Annotated in this window: 16 protein-coding genes; 5 read left to right on the top strand and 11 right to left on the bottom strand. The window is 62.4% G+C overall.

The window, feature by feature from the left end; translation table 11 throughout:
• Positions 1 to 30: 30 nt before the first annotated feature.
• Positions 31 to 1,455: an MFS transporter gene (locus V3587_RS07205; protein ID WP_283376279.1), complete on the bottom strand. Its 1,425-nt coding sequence runs from the start codon at positions 1,453 to 1,455 to the stop codon at positions 31 to 33.
• Positions 1,456 to 1,538: 83 nt separating this feature from the next.
• Between V3587_RS07205 and V3587_RS07200 the strand changes: the two genes are divergently transcribed.
• The 3 genes from V3587_RS07200 (at position 1,539) to V3587_RS07190 (ending at position 3,595) form a co-directional block, all read left to right on the top strand.
• On the top strand, positions 1,539 to 2,174 hold the full coding sequence (locus V3587_RS07200; protein WP_021333000.1) for a TetR/AcrR family transcriptional regulator: 636 nt from the start codon (positions 1,539 to 1,541) through the stop codon (positions 2,172 to 2,174).
• A 93-nt stretch (positions 2,175 to 2,267) separates the two neighbouring features.
• Complete coding sequence (locus V3587_RS07195; RefSeq protein ID WP_124566250.1) at positions 2,268 to 2,765, top strand: nuclear transport factor 2 family protein; 498 nt, start codon at positions 2,268 to 2,270, stop codon at positions 2,763 to 2,765.
• Positions 2,762 to 3,595, top strand: a complete 834-nt coding sequence (locus V3587_RS07190; RefSeq protein WP_235172053.1) for an SDR family NAD(P)-dependent oxidoreductase — start codon at positions 2,762 to 2,764, stop codon at positions 3,593 to 3,595. The genes V3587_RS07195 and V3587_RS07190 overlap by 4 nt, the downstream gene beginning before the upstream one ends.
• Here the strand turns inward: V3587_RS07190 and V3587_RS07185 are convergent.
• The gene (locus V3587_RS07185; protein ID WP_283376278.1) at positions 3,557 to 4,561 is read right to left on the bottom strand and encodes a DMT family transporter; all 1,005 of its coding nucleotides are present in this window, start codon (positions 4,559 to 4,561) and stop codon (positions 3,557 to 3,559) included. The two genes, V3587_RS07190 and V3587_RS07185, sit on opposite strands and share 39 nt — an antisense overlap.
• 44 nt (positions 4,562 to 4,605) lie before the next feature.
• Positions 4,606 to 5,901 carry an MFS transporter gene (locus tag V3587_RS07180; protein WP_283376277.1) on the bottom strand — a complete coding sequence of 432 codons (1,296 nt, stop codon included), beginning with the start codon at positions 5,899 to 5,901 and terminating at the stop codon, positions 4,606 to 4,608.
• Between the two features lie 158 nt (positions 5,902 to 6,059).
• Between V3587_RS07180 and V3587_RS07175 the strand changes: the two genes are divergently transcribed.
• Positions 6,060 to 6,485 (top strand): pyridoxamine 5'-phosphate oxidase family protein, encoded by a 426-nt coding sequence (locus tag V3587_RS07175; RefSeq protein WP_095970664.1) that lies wholly within the window; start codon positions 6,060 to 6,062, stop codon positions 6,483 to 6,485.
• Between the two features lie 76 nt (positions 6,486 to 6,561).
• Here V3587_RS07175 and V3587_RS07170 read toward each other — a convergent pair whose 3' ends face one another.
• The 5 genes from V3587_RS07170 to V3587_RS07150 all read right to left on the bottom strand — a co-directional run bounded on the left by V3587_RS07170 (position 6,562) and on the right by V3587_RS07150 (position 12,305).
• Positions 6,562 to 7,341, bottom strand: a complete 780-nt coding sequence (locus V3587_RS07170; protein WP_283376276.1) for a nuclear transport factor 2 family protein — start codon at positions 7,339 to 7,341, stop codon at positions 6,562 to 6,564.
• Positions 7,338 to 9,068 (bottom strand): acyl-CoA dehydrogenase, encoded by a 1,731-nt coding sequence (locus tag V3587_RS07165; protein WP_283376275.1) that lies wholly within the window; start codon positions 9,066 to 9,068, stop codon positions 7,338 to 7,340. Before V3587_RS07165 ends, V3587_RS07170 begins: the two co-directional genes overlap by 4 nt.
• Positions 9,069 to 9,126: 58 nt before the next feature.
• Positions 9,127 to 9,786 carry a rhomboid-like protein gene (locus tag V3587_RS07160; protein ID WP_021343988.1) on the bottom strand — a complete coding sequence of 220 codons (660 nt, stop codon included), beginning with the start codon at positions 9,784 to 9,786 and terminating at the stop codon, positions 9,127 to 9,129.
• A 22-nt stretch (positions 9,787 to 9,808) separates the two neighbouring features.
• Positions 9,809 to 10,480, bottom strand: coding sequence for an O-methyltransferase (locus V3587_RS07155; protein ID WP_095970668.1), 672 nt, complete (start codon positions 10,478 to 10,480; stop codon positions 9,809 to 9,811).
• A gap of 79 nt (positions 10,481 to 10,559) precedes the next feature.
• Positions 10,560 to 12,305: a proline--tRNA ligase gene (locus tag V3587_RS07150; protein ID WP_095970669.1), complete on the bottom strand. Its 1,746-nt coding sequence runs from the start codon at positions 12,303 to 12,305 to the stop codon at positions 10,560 to 10,562.
• Positions 12,306 to 12,360: 55 nt separating this feature from the next.
• Here V3587_RS07150 and yaaA point away from each other — a divergent pair, with 55 nt between their 5' ends.
• Positions 12,361 to 13,104, top strand: coding sequence for a peroxide stress protein YaaA (yaaA, locus tag V3587_RS07145; RefSeq protein WP_007735009.1), 744 nt, complete (start codon positions 12,361 to 12,363; stop codon positions 13,102 to 13,104).
• Positions 13,105 to 13,116: 12 nt separating this feature from the next.
• Here the strand turns inward: yaaA and V3587_RS07140 are convergent, their stop codons facing one another.
• The 3 genes from V3587_RS07140 to V3587_RS07130 all read right to left on the bottom strand — a co-directional run bounded on the left by V3587_RS07140 (position 13,117) and on the right by V3587_RS07130 (position 16,666).
• Positions 13,117 to 14,625, bottom strand: coding sequence for a protein adenylyltransferase SelO (locus V3587_RS07140; protein WP_283376274.1), 1,509 nt, complete (start codon positions 14,623 to 14,625; stop codon positions 13,117 to 13,119).
• A gap of 35 nt (positions 14,626 to 14,660) precedes the next feature.
• Entirely contained in the window at positions 14,661 to 15,089 is a 429-nt protein-coding gene (locus V3587_RS07135; RefSeq protein WP_047888847.1) for a CBS domain-containing protein, read from the bottom strand.
• Positions 15,090 to 15,169: 80 nt separating this feature from the next.
• Positions 15,170 to 16,666 carry an MFS transporter gene (locus tag V3587_RS07130; protein ID WP_411742226.1) on the bottom strand — a complete coding sequence of 499 codons (1,497 nt, stop codon included), beginning with the start codon at positions 16,664 to 16,666 and terminating at the stop codon, positions 15,170 to 15,172.
• Between the last annotated feature and the right edge of the window lie 10 nt (positions 16,667 to 16,676).

Genomic DNA, 16,676 nt, shown 5'->3' with positions numbered 1-16,676 from the left:
CGGGGGTTGATAAAGGCGCACAGCAGTGGCTCAGGCCTTTCGATGCGAGGGCACGAACCACGCCGCGACCACGGCCACCAGCACGAAGCAACCGCCGACGCGCAGCGCGGGTGTCAGGGCGTCGCCGTAGCCAAGCGGGGTGAGCGCGCCACCAGCGGCAAGGAAGACCGCTGTGAGAACCGCGATTCCCAGTGCGACACCGATCTCGCGAAGCGTCGAATTCGTCGAACTGGCTGTTCCGTGATCAGGCTCGTCCATGTCGACGAGTACCGCGGTCGAACTCGGCGCGAAGGTCAAACCCATCCCGATTCCCGCCATCAGTAGAGCCGGAACCAGCGAACCGTACGTCACGTCGGGACCGATCAACGCGGCCAACCAGAACAGTGCTCCGGCCTGGAGCAGCAGACCGGTCAGCAGTAGCGAACGAAGCCCGACCTTCGGCGCCAGAAAACCGGCGAGAGGCGCGAAGATCATCGGTGCCGCCGTCCACGGAAGCGTCCGCAGGCCTGCTTGGAACGGGCTGTAGCCCATCACGATCTGGAGGTACTGAGACAGCAGGAACACCGCTCCGAAGATTCCGATCGAGAAGGTCAAGCCGATGACGTTCGCCATCGAGAAGCTGCGTGAACGGAACAGACGTAGTGGCATGACCGGATGTGACGTCTTCATCTCGCGAAGAACGAACAGCGCCAACGCGACTGCGGAACCGACCAACGACGCAACCACTCCAAGCGATCCCCAGCCGTCGTCGTTGCCGTGAACGATCCCCCACACCGCCAGAAACACACCGAGTCCGGCGAGTGCGACACCGGGAAGGTCGAGAGGTTGTGTGCGACCGGTCGATTCACGCAACGCATACAACGCGAGAGGAACGGCAACGATCGCCACCGGCACGTTGATCCAGAAGATCCCCTGCCACGAGAACCCGTCGACAACCGCTCCACCGACCACGGGACCCATCGCGATACCCAGGCCGGAGACACCACCCCACACGCCGATTGCCATGGCGCGCTTGGCTTCCGGTACCGCTGCGACGAGGAGGGTCAGCGAGAGGGGCATGATCGCGGCAGCACCGGCGCCCTGGAAGGCTCGGGCCGCAATCAGCAAGCCTGGGGTTGTGGACAGCGCCGAAGCGATCGATGCCGCCGTGAACAGCCCGATTCCGAACACGAACATACGGCGGCGACCCCACCGATCGCCGAGCGTCGTCGCCGAAAGCATCAGCGTCGCAAAGCAGAGCGTGTACGCATTCATGAACCACTGGAGTTGCCCGACGGACGCGTTCAGTTCCTTCTCGATCACCGGCAGCGCGCTCGTCATCACGAGATTGTCGAGGGTGGCCATGAACATGGGCAGAGAGGCAGCAACCATCGCGATCGCGATCGGAACCTTACGTCCCCCACTGCTTTCCGACCCGGATGCGGCGTCCGATCCGGACTTCGTCAAAACGGTCATCGCGATTCCTCGAGTGAAGGTGCCTTAAGGCATTGAATGATTACTTAAGTCGAAACTAAGCTATCCGGTGATAACGTGTCAACATGTCGATCGGTGCAGCTGAACCACGTACCCGCAGGATGAGCGCACCGGAACGTCGCGCACTGGTCCTTGCCGCGGCAACGCGAGCGTTCGCAAAGGGCGGATATTCCGGCACCAGCACGGACGCCGTGGCCAAGGAAGCCGGCGTCTCGCAGCCGTACGTCGTGCGCATGTTCGGAACCAAGGCCGATTTGTTCCACGCGGTGTTCACGCGCGCGCTCGATGAAATCGTCCGCACCTTCAACGACAAATTGGACACCGTCACAATCGATCCGAGCAATCCGCAGTTCTGGGCCGAACTCGGATCCGCCTACGGCGAGCTGGTTCTCGACCGGGATCTACTGCTTGTCATGTTGCACGGCTTCGCAACCAGCACCGACGACGTCGCCGCGGTGTCCCGGAACGCCATGTCCGGCATCTACACCTTGCTGCGTGAGCGCACCGGTTGCACGCCCGAGCAAGCGCGCTTGTTCATCGCGAACGGCATGCTGATCAACAATCTGCTCGCGATGATGGCACCCGAACACGCCGAAGAAGATCCGGCCCTCGGCGAACTGTGGGGCAGCGTCTTCAGCGACTCGACTGCAATCACTCTCACCGGCGACGAATCCTCGAGCGAAACCGACACCGTTTCCTGACCGGTCACTGGGAAAAACTACACACATGTGACTGAGGACACCCTACAGTCGATCCGACATGTCTCCGGGAAACCCAGACGAAAAGGACCGACGGTGGATCTCGCACAACGCCTCGACGCGCTCGAACAGATCGAGGAAATCAAGAAGCTCAAACATGGCTACTGGCGAGCCTGTGACGCCAAGGATCCGGTTCGGTTCCGCAGCAGCTTCATCCGTTCAGGAGCATCGATCGACTACGGCCGCCTCGGCGCGTTCGACGACGCCGGGCCGATGGCGGACATCTTCGAGAAGATCGCTCTTCGGAAGATCGACGGCCGGTACGCGGTCCTCGACATGCATCACGGATTGCATCCCGACATCGCACTGACCTCGGAGACGTCGGCGGTGGGGCGATGGACCCTGCAGTTCCGCCAGGTCGACACTGTCGGACGCACCGAGAAGTTGATGACCGGCGAATACGACGACAAATACGTGATCGAGGACGGTGTGTGGAAAATGAGTCAATGCCATTTCACGGAGACGTGGTCGATTACGACCCCCCTGTCCCCGGACGCTGATATCGCCGAGGGTTCGTTGGGTGGGCCGCGATGACGACGAACGGAAAAGTTGCGCTCGTAACCGGAGCCAGCCGGAGCGTCGGCAAGGGCATTGCCCTCGCCCTGGGAAGCGACGGCTGGACGGTGTACGTGACGGCGAGAGGAACCGTCGGCGCCGACGGCCCGCTCGATCGCACCGCAGCGGAGATCACCGAACGCGGTGGTCACGGCATTGCCGTGCAGTGCGATCACGCCGACGATCAACAGATCGTCGACCTGTTCGCACGTATCGCCGAGGAACAGTCCGGCCGCCTCGATCTTCTGGTCAACAACGTCTGGGCCAATCCGGCGGGCTATGCAGGCTTCGCCGATCCGTTCTGGAAGAGGCCGATCGACGATTGGGATTCGCTGATCGGGATCGGACTGCGCGCTCACTACGTTGCTTCGGTGGAAGCGGCGAAGTTGATGGTTCCCCGGGGCAGTGGAGTGATCGGCAACATCTCGTCGTTCGGGACCCGCGGGTACCTGCACTCTGTGCTGTACGGGATGTCGAAGGCAGGTCTGGACAAGATGGCCGCGGACATGGCTGTCGAATTGAAGGGAACCGGCGTCACCGCACTTTCCTTCTGGCTCGGGTTGATCCGCAACGAGCGGATGGAGGCGAGTGGGATCGAGAGCTTCGAAGGCTTCTCACTGGCCGAGGCCGAAACCCCGGAGTTCGTCGGCCAAGTCATCACTGCATTGGCCAACGATCCGGAAGTGAACGCGCGTAGCGGTCACACACTGATCACGGCGGAGACGGCCGTCGAGTACGGGATCACCGACGCCAACGGGAAACAACCTGCGTCACACCGCAGTGCCTTCGGTGGCGGCCCGCTTTTCTGAATCATCGGTGGCAGTAGACGCGTCGCGTGCCGACACAGCACGCGGCGCTGCCACTCGAGCCTTCAGGGCAAGCCAGGCACACCCGATGACGACGACGCCGCCGGCCACGATCGAGGGTGACAACGCCTCACCGAGTATGAGCGCCGACCAGGCAATGCTGAGCACCGGTTGAACCAACTGTGTTTGGCTCACTGTGGAAATGGGGCCGATCGCCAGACCCCGGTACCAGGGAAAGAATCCGAGAAACATACTCACGCATCCCAGGTACGCAAACGAAAGCCACGAGTTGATATCGGCAGAGACCGGAGCCTGTGCCATGGACGCAACCGTCAACGCAATCGTGACCGGCAGTCCGAGAATCAATGCCCAGGCAATCGTCTGCCACGACCCGATCTCGCGGGCCAGCAACGCACCTTCCGAATATGCCAGTGCTGCACAGACAACCGCGGCGAACAGAAAAAGATCAGCGAGATGGAACGAGCCGAGTCCACCGTTGGCGACGGCCACGAATCCGACGACGGACACCGCACCGGCGGCGCTCGCCCACCAGAATCCCTTACTGGGACGCTCTTTTCCTCGAACGACGGCAAATACCGCAGTCGCCGCGGGAAGCAACCCAATCACGACTGCCGCGTGACTCGCCGGCGAGGTCTGCAATGCAAACGTGGTGAACAGTGAAAACCCCAGTACTGCACCAACGGTCACGAGTGCGATGCGCAACCATTGCCGAAGTGTCGGAAGCGTCGCGCGAGTAACCGACAGCATCACAATCGCAAGGGCTCCGGCGACGACGGCGCGGCCCGCACCGACGAACAGTGGGTCGAGATCCTCGACGGCGACCCGCGTGAGCGGAACGGTGAACGAGAACGCCAGCACTCCGAGCAATCCCCACAACAAACCGGATCGTGACGATGCCACCGGTAGCGGTGCCTGTGACGCGACGATAGCGCTACTCTTCTTACTCATATTCAACGATAGCAGTAGCGCACCAAGCTACGAAACTGACATTTTCAGATGCGCACCCGCGTGCAGGAGATCGACATTGCACCGAGCAGTCCGACGAGCGCGAAAGCGTAGAAGCCCCACGGCACGGCGTACCCCGCACCCAGGAGAACTCCACCCAGAATCGGGCCACAGATGGCACCGACCCGGCCGACGCCTGCCGACCATCCGAGCGCTGTCGCGCGAATCTGAGGTGGATGATTGGCGCTGGTGAAGGCGTAGACCAATACCTGCGCACTGAACACGAAACATCCGGCGAAGAAGACCATCACGTAGATCCCGAACGACACCTTCACGCTCAGTAGCGCCAGGAACAACGCCGCTCCGGCAAACCACACGATGGCTGCGGTACGCGGGCCGATCTTGTTCGCCACACCCCCGGCGATCAACAGTCCGACGACGGCTCCGGCATTGAGGATCAGAAGGAACGTCAACGACGTCCCGAGGTTGTATCCGGCCTCGCGCATGATCGTCGGAAGCCACGTGTTCAATCCGTAGACGAGCAGCAAGCCCATGAAACTGGTGATCCAGATGGCGATGCTGTTACGCAGGAACTTCGAAGAGAACAGTGCGCGAACGGGATTGGCAGCTTCGGCGCGCCCAGCTTCGGACGTAGGCGCAGCCTCGAGTTCGACGCCGTAGCGGGCAGCGATTTCCTCGGCCTCGGCACGCTTTCCGTGAGCGAGAAGGTATGACGGGGATTCCGGCAGATACCGCAACATGAGTGGAATGAGGACGACGGCAGGAAGTGCGCCGACAACGAACATCGCTCGCCAACCGAAAGGCTCGATCACGACGAGCGCCAGCGCGGCGGTGGCAACGGCGCCCACGTGATAGCCGGTCATCAGCATGGTCGACGCAGATCCCCCGCCTTGCTTCTTCGAGAATTCGTTGACCAGAGCCAATGCCGTCGGCAGGGCGCCACCCAGTCCCACACCGGCGAGGAAGCGCAGCAGTCCGAAGATGAACGGATTGGGCGCAAGTGCGCACAACAGAGTCAGAATCGAGAATGCGGCAACGGCGTACAGCAGCGCGCGGCGTCGACCGATGACGTCGGTGAGAGTGCCGATGACGAGGGCGCCGATGGTCATGCCGATGAGCCCGAAGGTCGAGATCATCGTGATCGTGCCGGTACTCAATCCCCACGCGTCGTAGTCGAGAAGCGAAGGAATGACAGCGCCGAGTACGACCAGGTCGAATCCGTCCAGAAGCACAGCGATCCAACACAACGGTGCCACCCACATTGCGGCACGCGCCCCACGCGAACCGGTAATTGAACTCGACTGCGTATGCGGTGCGGTCATCGGATCCTCGACATTCACTGCTTGTGGGCGTTCGCGACCGGTTCAAATCCAGTAATTCAGATCGAAAATGTTCGCATTGCGAACGCCTGTTCATAATGAGCACATCGATTGTGTACGGAGTCACAACGCCGTGTCAAACGTCGCGGTAATCTCGAGGAATGGCACTCTCCGAAAATGAGCGTGAACAGTTTCTGGCCGAACCCCACATCGGGGCGCTGTCCGTAGCGGACGGCGCCGAACGCGGTCCCTTGACCGTCCCGATCTGGTACCTGTACTCGCCCGGTGGCAAACCATGGATCCTCACGGGCAAGGATTCACGAAAGGCACGACTCATCGAGTCGGCCGGACATTTCTCGTTGATGGCCGAAAGGCTCGATCCGACAATCCGTTACGTCAGCGTCAGCGGATCCGTCGACAAGATCGTTCCGGGCACCGACGAGATGCTGGTCGAAGTCTCGCGGCGGTATTTGACCCCGGACAAGGTCGACGGGTATCTCGAATTCGCGCGATCGCAGTTGGGTGAGCAGGTAGCGATCTACATGAATCCGCAGCACTGGCTGTCTGCGGATCTCGGGGCGATCTGACACTTCACCGAAAAGCGAAGACTCGGCGCGCCGGAGTGGCGCGCCGAGCCTGTTCTGCATTCGAGTGTTCTCGGTATCAGCTTTCGGTGAAGAAGCGCACCCGATTGAGGCGATGACCGCTCGCCTCGAAGCCGAACAGTGCGATGGCCGGTTCTCCGCACACGACTACGCTCGCCGTCACAGTGCGACCGGCAACCAGCATCTTGCTCTTCGTCACGCCGGTGAGCAGAGCGTTGACATCAGCATTGGACAACGGCGTGCCCGCCGGAAGCTCGACGGGCACCGGCGGCGTTCGACCGACAGCGGCCGCCTCGAGGAACCGCGAAGCTGCCTTCTTGCCTTTGTCTCCGACGCCGAAGATGCCGCGCGAGAATCCGAGCGCTCCCCCGATCCCCTGGTTCGAGAGCAACTGCGGAGTCAATTTCGCGGCCGCCTTCACCCCGGCAACGCCGGCGGTAGCGAGCTGGCTCAGCATCGTCGCCAATTCCCAATGCGCATAGAGGGTTCCGATCCGCAACGAATCCGGCTCCCCCACCAAGTCGTAGCGCAAATGCATCGGCACGTCGAGGACGACTCCAGTCGACATCTCGGTAGCGAGGCTCAGATCACGCCACACCGTGCGGCCGCACACGATGTCTCGCTCGACATGGAAGGTGATCGAATTGGGGGCGATGAACGTGTCGTAGAAACTCTCGATCGCCGCCTGCCCGTTGTGCGGACGTGAACCTACCGGGTCGTTGATCTGGCCCTCCTCGGCAAACAGGGCAACCCAGGTCGAGCGGTCATGCGCGCCGACGGCTTTCGGGGATCCCTCCACGACGGCCATCAACTGCTCGCGCGTCACCGGGGCCGTCATGCGCGCATCTCGTATGCACCGTCGTACGCCTTGACCTGCTGCCACACCCGGTCGAAGCGTTCACTGTCGACGACAGGCTTCCGCACCGCGGCCAAGGCCCACTTCTGCTGCTCCGGCGTCGACGACGGCTTTCCGTGCAGTGCGATCGCGTATCCCGAGAAGTCGCGGATCTGGAAGTCGAAGATCTGATCGACGACGTCGGCGTCGAGCCCGCCGATCTCGGCCTGCTCGAGAATCAGATGGCCGTAGACAACGAGGGAGAACAGGTGCCCCACGTTGAGCATGAAGTCGAGATCCTTTTGCTGCTGCGCGTCCGGCGCTGCCGCAGTGAGCAATTCGGTGAGCGCGATAGCCTGCTCGTAGAAACGAGCGACGTTCGGAATCGACGAGTGCTTCTCGTAGACGGGCTTCCACTCGTGGAACTGAATCTTCGCAGCGCCGCGGGTAGGCCCCTGGTTCCAGAAGAACTCGTCATCGGCGGCGTCGTCACGAGTAACGATCTCCGGGAACTGCGCCGAATTGAACAGATAGTTCGGCAAGAACTTGAGGATCAGGCCGACGTTGACGTGGACGGTGCCCTCGAGTTTGGGCAGCGTGCCGATCATCTGCGCTGCCTCACGGAAGTACGTGGACTTCTCGTAGCCCTTGGCTGCGATCACGTCGTGCAGCAACCCGACGACCTTTTCACCTTCCGAGGTGACTTTGGCCTTGGTCATGGGGTTGAACAGCAGATAGCGACGGTCTTCGAGGCTGGCGCTGCGGAAGTAGTCGACCGCCCGGGCACTGAACTGTTTCATCGCGATCAGACGTGAGTACGCGTCGACGAATGCGGCGCGAACGTGGGCGAAGTCCGTGACCGGATTGCCGTAGAGAATTCGATTCTGCGCGTGAGTGATTGCCTCGAAGAACGCATGTTCGGTGATCCCGATGGAGCCGGTGCAGAGGTTGAACTTTCCGACGTTGACCGTGTTGAGCGCGGCCTCGAATGCGGCGACGCCGGTGTGCAGAATGTCTTCCTCACGGACCGGATAGTCGTCGAGGCGGAAATTGCTGACGTACATCTGGCCGCGCAGGACGTTGTCCACGAGTTGATAACTCGGATGTGCGCTGTCGGCGACGAAGAACACGTAGCCTTCGGGACCCTCGACGTCGGTACGACGCCCGAACACCGACACCATCCCGGCTACGTTGCCGTTCCCGATGTAGTACTTCTCGCCGCTCGCACGGAAGGCGACATCACCGTCGGCGGGAGTGAGAAGCATGTCGGTGGAGTACACGTCGGCGCCGTGGTCGCGCTCGGACAGTCCGAATGCCATGACTCCACCATCGGCGAGTTCCTGTGCTGCACGCTTCTTCGCTGCGTCGTTGTCACTCATCCAGATCGGTCCGAGTCCGAGGATCGTGACCTGCCACGCGTACCAGTACGCCAGCCCGTAGAAACCGAAGATCTCACTCAGAGCTGCGTTGCGGGCACCGTCCCAACGACGGTTCTCGTCACCGTCGGCGAACGCCGCCGGAGTCTGGAACGTGGCGAACAACTTCTCCTTGCCGACGAACTCGAGAAAGTCGGAAACCCACACTGCGTCGAGGTCGTCCTGAAGCAGTTGCTTCTTGCCGCGGTTCTCGAACCATTCGATCGTGGCTCGCAGCAAACGGCGGGTCTCAGGATCGAACTGAGCGGGGTCGTAAGTATGGGGGTTGAAGAGCAATCCATCGGTGCCAGACACGTCATTACCTTTCGTCGATGACGCTAAACTACCAGCGGGTAACTTTCCGCGGTGCGATTCATGGAAGACCTGCGATTCTTCGCGAATGCCACAGGTCCATCGGATTCCACGTGCCGGCTCGAGCACGGGTGATCGGGTAGCACGCCAACCCGAGCAACAACGCAGACATGTGGCCGATGGCGGTGAAATTGGTGGCGAAAATCAGAGGTACACCGTAGAAGAGCAACAAGCCCGCGAGATAGACGTACCGCCACGGATCGACGATGCGGTACACCAGAATCCCCATGATGCCGGCCAGACCGTAGCTCACGCCCACGTCGAGAGTGTTGACCGCCGACTCCGCCACGTAGCCGTGCCGAATACCTTCGTACAGAACACCTTCGCTGATGTACGTGGCTCCGACATGGGCGATGACGACAACACACAGCCACCGCCACGTCCCGAGCCAACGCTCAGCCGTGGCATGAAAGATGGTGAACAGAACCAGGTATCCCAACCACCCGCCACCTTCGAGCCAGAAGGCACTCGAGAACAGGACTCGTAGCGGGTCTTCGGCCAGGTGATGCAGATTGGTCGAGCGCTTGCCGAGAAAACGCTCCTCGACATTGTCAGGCAGATGCCGCAGGAACAGTGTGGTGAACAGCAGGGCAAGCAACCAGACGTATGTACCGGGAGCACTGCGCACCCATCGCCATGCCGCCTTTGCTGCCCCCAGCATCCTCACCGCTTCGAGTCTGCGCTCACTCGTTCACTACTGCAACGGCAAACCCGTCCCATCCCTTCGAACCCACGGTTTGAATGGCGGTGCCGTCGAGTTTCGGCTCGGCCGCGATCATCTCCAACACCGCTCGACTCGCTTTGACGCGCTCGTCGTCGATATCCGGGTTGGACACATGTCCCCCACGCACCACGTTGTCCACGATGATGACGGTTCCGGGATGCGAAAGGGCCAACGCCCACCGCACGTACTCGGTGTTGTTCTCCTTGTCGGCGTCGATGAAGACCAAGTCGAAAGGTCCCAACTCTTCCTTCGCGATCGACGGGAGGCTGTCGAGCGCGGCCCCGACGCGGATGTCGACACGGTCAGCCAAGCCGGCGCGCTCGATATTCGCCCGAGCGACATCCGCATGGGTGGGATCGAATTCCAGCGTGATGACCTGGCCCGAGGGGCCGACCGCGCGAGCGAGCCAGATCGTGCTGTACCCGCCCAGCGTTCCGATCTCGAGAACATTGCGCGCCAAGCACATTCGCGCCAGAAGATTGAGGAGCTTGCCCTGGTTCGGCGCCACGTCGATGGGCGGGAGACCGGCCTCGGCATTGGCGGCGAGTGCCGCGTCGAGAACCGGATCTTCACCTACCAGCGTGGAAACGAGATAGCCGTCGACTTCTGCCCAATCCGGTTCGCGTTCCATAGCCACGATTGTGGCAGAAAAGAAGGGCCACCGCAGATACCTCGAAAGGTGGCTGCGGCGGCCCTGACAGCTGATCGAATCAGCCGCGAACTGCGCTGATGATCTCCTCGATCGCCGAGTCCGCGTCGATCTCACGGCTCTCGCCAGTGAAGCGGTCGCGAATTTCGACCTTGCCGTCTGCCCAACCACGGCCGACGACAACGATCAATGGAACGCCGATCAGCTCGGAGTCCTTGAACTTCACGCCCGGCGATGCCTTGCGGTCGTCGAGGATCACTTCGAGTCCGGCGCGGTCGAGCTGCGCGGCGAGGCCTTCTGCACCTTCACGAGCGGTCTCGTCCTTGTTCGCGATGACGAGGTAGACGTCGGCCGGTGAAACCTCGGCCGGCCAGCGCAGACCCTTCTCGTCGTGATGCTGCTCGGCGATGACGGCCACCAGGCGCGAGACGCCCACGCCGTACGAACCCATGGTCGGACGGACGGGCTTGCCGTTCTCGGCGAGAACGTCGACGGTGAAGACGTCGGTGTACTTACGGCCGAGCTGGAAGACGTGCCCGATCTCGATACCGCGAGCCGAGACCAGCGTGCCGGCTCCGTCCGGAGAGGCGTCGCCGTCGCGGACTTCGGCAGCTTCGATGGTTCCGTCGGGGGTGAAGTCACGACCGGCAACGAGGCCGACCACGTGCTTGCCGTCTTCGTCGGCGCCCGTGATCCAGCTCGTGCCGTCGACGACGCGCGGATCGACGAGGTAACGAACGCCGTTGGCCTGCAGTGCCTTCGGGCCGATGTAGCCCTTGGCCAGGAACGGGTTGTTCTTGAAGTCGGTCTCGGTGATCATCACGAACTCGGCCGGCTCCAGCGAAGCTTCGAGGCGCTTTTCGTCGACCTCACGGTCGCCGGGGATGCCGATACCGAGCAGTTCCCACTCGCCGCCGGGTAGGCGGGTCTTGACCATGATGTTCTTGAGAGTGTCGGCGGCGGTGATCGTGCGGCCGAGGTCGGCACCGTTGGCCCAGTCCACCAGGGTGTCGATGGTGGGTGTGTTCTCGGTGTCGTACACCTTGGCTTCGGGCAGTCCGTCGAACGGAATCGAGTCCGGAACAACCGTCTTGACGGCCTCGACGTTGGCGGCGTAGCCCGACTCGAGGCAGCGGACGTAGGTGTCTTCGCCGATCTCGCTCTCGGCGAGGAACTCTTCGGAAGCGCTACCGCCCATCGCACCGGAGGTGGCCGAGACGATGACGTATTTGACACCCAGACGCGTGAAGATCTTCTCGTAGGCGCCGCGGTGCGCCTGGTACGACTCCGTCAGGCCTTCGTCGCTGAGGTCGAAGGAGTAGGAATCCTTCATGAGGAACTCGCGACCGCGCAGAATGCCCGCACGCGGACGCTCTTCGTCACGGTACTTGGTCTGCACCTGGTACAGGGTGACCGGGAAGTCCTTGTACGAGTTGTACTCACCCTTGACCGTCAGAGCAAAGAGCTCCTCGTGGGTCGGGCCGAGCATGTAGTCGTTGCCCTTGCGGTCCTTGAGGCGGAACAGGTTGGGGCCGTACTCGGTCCAGCGGTTCGACGCCTCGTAGGGATCGCGCGGGAGCAGAGCAGGCAGCAGAATTTCCTGCCCACCAATGGCATTCATTTCTTCGCGAACGACACGCTCTACCTCGCGCAGCACCCGCAATCCCAGCGGCAACCACGAGTAGACGCCTGGCGCGATACGACGCACATAGCCGGCACGAACCAGCAATTTGTGGCTGGCAACTTCGGCGTCCGAGGGATCGTCACGCAGGGTACGCAGGAACAGGTGGGACAGACGGGTAATCACGAGGTGTAAGGATAGTCGCCGCAGTCGGCCGAGCGGGCCTCGGTACGGTTACAGCGTGCTTGTACTGCTGCCTCCCTCAGAAACCAAGTCCGACGGCGGCAAGGATGCGCCCCTCGATCTGGCCGAACTGTCGATGCCACAGTTGACCGAAACGCGCGAATTGCTGGTTCAGACGCTGGTCGATCTGGCCGCTGACGTCGAGGCGTCGTGCGAAGCGCTCGGCCTTGGTCCGACGCAAGCAGACGAAGTGGAGCGCAACGCCAAGCTGTGGGTGTCCGCGACACGGCCCGCGCTGCAGCGCTACACCGGAGTGCTCTTCGATGCCCTCGACGCGAAGTCGTTCACCCGTGCCCAGAAGGCCAAGGCTCTCGATCGGATCGCGATCGGTTCCGCTCTTTTCGGTGCTGTCCGCGCGGGAGATCTGATCCCCGCCTACCGCCTTTCCGGCGGGTCCAAGCTGCCGGGGATGGGCACGCTCCGCTCACTATGGAAGCCGGAACTGCCGAAGGCGCTGGCCGCCGAAGCCGACGGGCTGGTGATCGATCTGCGATCGGGTACCTACCAAGACCTCGGACCGGTTCCGGACGCACTGATCGCCACCGTGCTCACCGAAAAGCCGGACGGCACCCGGACGGTCGTCAGTCACTTCAACAAGCACCACAAGGGTCTGCTCGCCCGTGCGCTGGTGGTCTCGCGTGCCGAACCGACCGATATCAAGGGGGTTGCGCGGGTGGCGTCGAAGGCAGGCCTGCGGGTGGAAATCGCGTCGGAGCGTGAACTGATCATCCTGACGGATTGATGGCTTCGTCTGTCAAGTGCCACAGAAGGTTTGGAATGTTTCGCTGAAAGACTGCGGAGCCGCCTCGGTGTAGTCAGCCCACTCGTCGCGTCGGCCGAACGGGTGCGTGACCACTTCCAACAGCTTCTCGAAGGGAGCGAGGTCACCGTCGGTCGCGGCGCGCAAGGCCGCATCGAGCCGATGATTACGCGGAATGTACAGCGGGTTGACGCGATCCATCGCGCTCGCGGTCTCCGCGGCCCCGTGTCCGTTTTCGGTCAGGGCTCCCTGCCACCGCTGCAACCAGGGCGCGATGTGCTCCCGTGGCACGAGGTTGTCGAGAGGCACCGAATTTCCGCGCAATTCGTCGGCGAGAGCGCGGAAACTGCCCGTCCAATCAGCACCGTGTTCCGCCAACAACGTCAGCAGATCGTCGACGAGCGCCCGATCGACAAACGGCTGGGCCAGACCGAGCTTTGCCGCGAGACCGGTCGCGTAGTGACCCTCGTAGCGCTCGTCGAAGGTCTCGAGAACTGCTGACGCCGCGGAAATTGCTTCGTCGGGTGTGGAATCGATCAGTGGCAACAGTGTTTCTGCCAAGCGCGCCAGGTTCCACTTCAGTACGGCGGGCTGATTGCCGAATGCATAGCGCCCCCCGTGGTCGATCGAGCTGAACACTGCCGCCGGATCGAATGCGTCGAGGAAGGCGCACGGACCGTAGTCGATGGTCTCCCCCGAAATTGTCGTGTTGTCGGTGTTCATGACCCCGTGCACGAAACCGATGAGCATCCACCTCGCCACCAGTGACGCCTGCGCCTCGACCACCGCCTCGAAGAACCTCATGTACCGATTGTGTGTACCCGTCGCCGGCAGTTCGCTCAGCTCCGGGTAATGGCGGGCGATCGCGAAGTCGGCGAGCGACTGCAAGACCTCACCCTGCCGGGCCGCGAACTCGAAGGTCCCCACTCGAATATGGCTCGACGCAACCCGGGCAAGCACAGCACCGGGTTCCGCGCCGTTGCGGCGAACGTGGCGACCCGTCGCCACCACCGACAGCGCGCGCGTGGTGGGGATGCCGAGGGCGTACATCGCCTCGCTGACCAGATATTCGCGCAGCATCGGCCCTACGACTGCATACCCGTCGCCGCCCCGAGAGAACGGCGTGGGCCCGGAGCCCTTCAGATGCAAGTCAACTCGCTGCCCGTCATTGGTGACGAGTTCGCCGAGTAACAACGCCCGACCGTCCCCGAGTATTGGTGCGTATCCACCGAACTGATGGCCCGCATACGCCATCGCCACCGGTGTGGCCCCGACCGGCACCGTCGACCCGGACAGGACGCCGACCCCGTCCGCACTTCGCAGCACCGTCACGTCCAATCCCAACGACGCGGCCAGTTGCTCGTTCACCACGAGCAACTGCGGGTCAGGCGCGGCAGCACCCTGCCACGGCACGGTCAGAGCGCCCAGCTCGTCGGCGAAAGTGCTCTCGAGGCCGGCCACGATGGTGACCGCGCCTGCTGTGGATTCCTGGATTGCAGCCATCACACGAGAGTAGTCACCGTGAGACGACCTATCGATCAGCCCTGATCGATGTACGACTCGAGTTGATCGCGCTCACTCTTGAGCTCGTCGATGCGACTCTTCACCACGTCCCCGATACTCACGATGCCGAGAAGGCTGCCGTCCTCGATGACCGGCAGATGGCGGATACGACGCTCGGTCATGATCGCGGCAATGCTGTCCACCGCATCTGCCGGAACGCACGTGTACATCAGCGCGGTCATGACCTCGGAAACCTGGATGTCCAGGAGATCCGGGCCGCGTTCGTGCAGGCGTCGAACGACATCGCGTTCGGAGATGATCCCGACCACCGCGTCGTCGTCGACCACGACCATGGCCCCGATGTTGTGGCGGGCGAGATCGCACAGCAACCCGTTGACCGTCGTGTGGGCGTCAATGGTGACGATGCTGTTGCCCTTGTTTCGCAATATGTCCGCGATCCGCATCACGGCACCCCGATCCGTCGAGACTCTCGGCACGTCCTGCAACGATCGTATCGGCTGGCGAAGCGGATAAACAGGGCTGATCAGGCGATTCCCTGAGCTGCCTTCTCCGCCGCTTGTGCCTGGGCTACCTGTGAGGGCGTGAACCTGATGCAGAGCGCTGCGATACCGGCGAACACCGCGCAGACCGCGCAGCCGACGAGCGCGAAGGTGTATCCCTCGCCGAGCGCGATCAATTGTGCTGGATTCATGTCCGCGGCCTTGCCTGAAGTGCCGCCGAGCGAGAGCGTCTTGGACGTCGCCATCGCACCGATCACCGACAGCGCCAATGGTCCACCGAGCGTCTGGGCAACCTGGGAAATGGCGGTCAGTGGGCCGATCTCGGTCTCGGGTACTCCGGCGATCGCGCACAGTGGCAAGGGCACCATCGCGAGGCCGATACCGAATCCGATTCCGATCACGGGCACGAACAAGTTTGCGAGGTAGGTGGAATCGGAATCGAGAGTAGATCCGTAGAGGAGTCCGACGATCATGATCACGACGCCGGTGAGGACCAGCCACCGCGGCTGAATCTTCACTGCGAGCTTGGATGCAACCGAGGCGGCGGCGCCCAATCCGAACGCGAACGGAATGAACGCGATACCGGCACGCAGCGGCGAATACTGCATGATGTCCTGCACGAACAACGCGACGAAAGCCGTCATGCTGAACATCGCGCCACCGACGAAGAAGATGGCCAGAAACGTCGCGACGCGGTTGCGATCGGCGAACAAGGAGAACGGCAACAGCGGATTGTCTGCAGTTCGCTCGACGAAGAGGAAGGCTGCGAGGGCGACCAGGCCGACAGCCAATGCCCCGACGACGGCGATACTCCCCCACCCCATTTCCGGGCCTTCGGTGAGAGCAAAAACGACACCGGTGCATCCGAGGGTTGCGAGGATCGCGCCGGGGACATCCAACGCCAGACGCGTCTGATTCGTCTCTCGAAGGGCGCGGAACGCCATGCCGACGAGCGCGATGCCGATCGGGACGTTGATGAGGAAGATCAGACGCCATGACACCTCGGTCAACGCGCCGCCGATGATCAGACCGGCGATCGATCCGACGCCCGTCATGGCGGCAAAAATCGCGATGGCCTGATTTCGAGCCGGACCTGCGGCGAAAGTCGTGGCAACAAGGGCGAAGGCGGTGGGCGAGGCCACGGCCGCGCCAACGCCTTGCAGCGCCCGCGCTGCGATCAACATGCCCTCGTTCAGGGCGAGACCACAGAGCAACGACGCCACCGTGAACAGGGAGACTCCGGCGATGAACATCTTCTTGCGCCCGTACGCGTCACCGAGGCGCCCACCGAGCAACATGAGCCCACCAAAAGCCAGCGCATAAGAGGTCAGTACCCAGTTGCGGCCACTGTCGCTCAGTCCGAGATCAGCCTGCAGCGGGGCAAGCGCGAGGTTTGCGACGGTGCCGTCGAGCACCACCATCATCTGCAAACCACTCAGGACGATGATGGCGAGCCCGATGACTCGAGTCACTATCGGAGCGTTAGCCGAAGCGGTTTCAGACGTTGGGGAATCAGACACAAGACTTCAC

This window comes from Rhodococcus sp. IEGM 1306 (assembly GCF_036541985.1).
Classification (GTDB): Bacteria; Actinomycetota; Actinomycetes; order Mycobacteriales; family Mycobacteriaceae; genus Rhodococcus_F; species Rhodococcus_F qingshengii.
This window is presented reverse-complemented; position numbering and strand designations above follow the sequence as displayed.

Bases quoted from the DNA above. Each gene is read 5' to 3' on its own strand.
- V3587_RS07205 (WP_283376279.1), bottom strand. From the start codon at position 1,455: ATGACCGTTTTGACGAAGTCCGGATCGGACGCCGCATCCGGGTCGGAA.
- V3587_RS07200 (WP_021333000.1), top strand. From the start codon at position 1,539: ATGTCGATCGGTGCAGCTGAACCACGTACCCGCAGGATGAGCGCACCG.
- V3587_RS07190 (WP_235172053.1), top strand. From the start codon at position 2,762: ATGACGACGAACGGAAAAGTTGCGCTCGTAACCGGAGCCAGCCGGAGC.
- V3587_RS07185 (WP_283376278.1), bottom strand. From the start codon at position 4,561: ATGAGTAAGAAGAGTAGCGCTATCGTCGCGTCACAGGCACCGCTACCG.
- V3587_RS07180 (WP_283376277.1), bottom strand. From the start codon at position 5,901: ATGACCGCACCGCATACGCAGTCGAGTTCAATTACCGGTTCGCGTGGG.
- V3587_RS07175 (WP_095970664.1), top strand. From the start codon at position 6,060: ATGGCACTCTCCGAAAATGAGCGTGAACAGTTTCTGGCCGAACCCCAC.
- V3587_RS07170 (WP_283376276.1), bottom strand. From the start codon at position 7,341: ATGACGGCCCCGGTGACGCGCGAGCAGTTGATGGCCGTCGTGGAGGGA.
- V3587_RS07160 (WP_021343988.1), bottom strand. From the start codon at position 9,786: ATGCTGGGGGCAGCAAAGGCGGCATGGCGATGGGTGCGCAGTGCTCCC.
- V3587_RS07155 (WP_095970668.1), bottom strand. From the start codon at position 10,480: ATGGAACGCGAACCGGATTGGGCAGAAGTCGACGGCTATCTCGTTTCC.
- V3587_RS07140 (WP_283376274.1), bottom strand. From the start codon at position 14,625: ATGGCTGCAATCCAGGAATCCACAGCAGGCGCGGTCACCATCGTGGCC.
- V3587_RS07135 (WP_047888847.1), bottom strand. From the start codon at position 15,089: ATGCGGATCGCGGACATATTGCGAAACAAGGGCAACAGCATCGTCACC.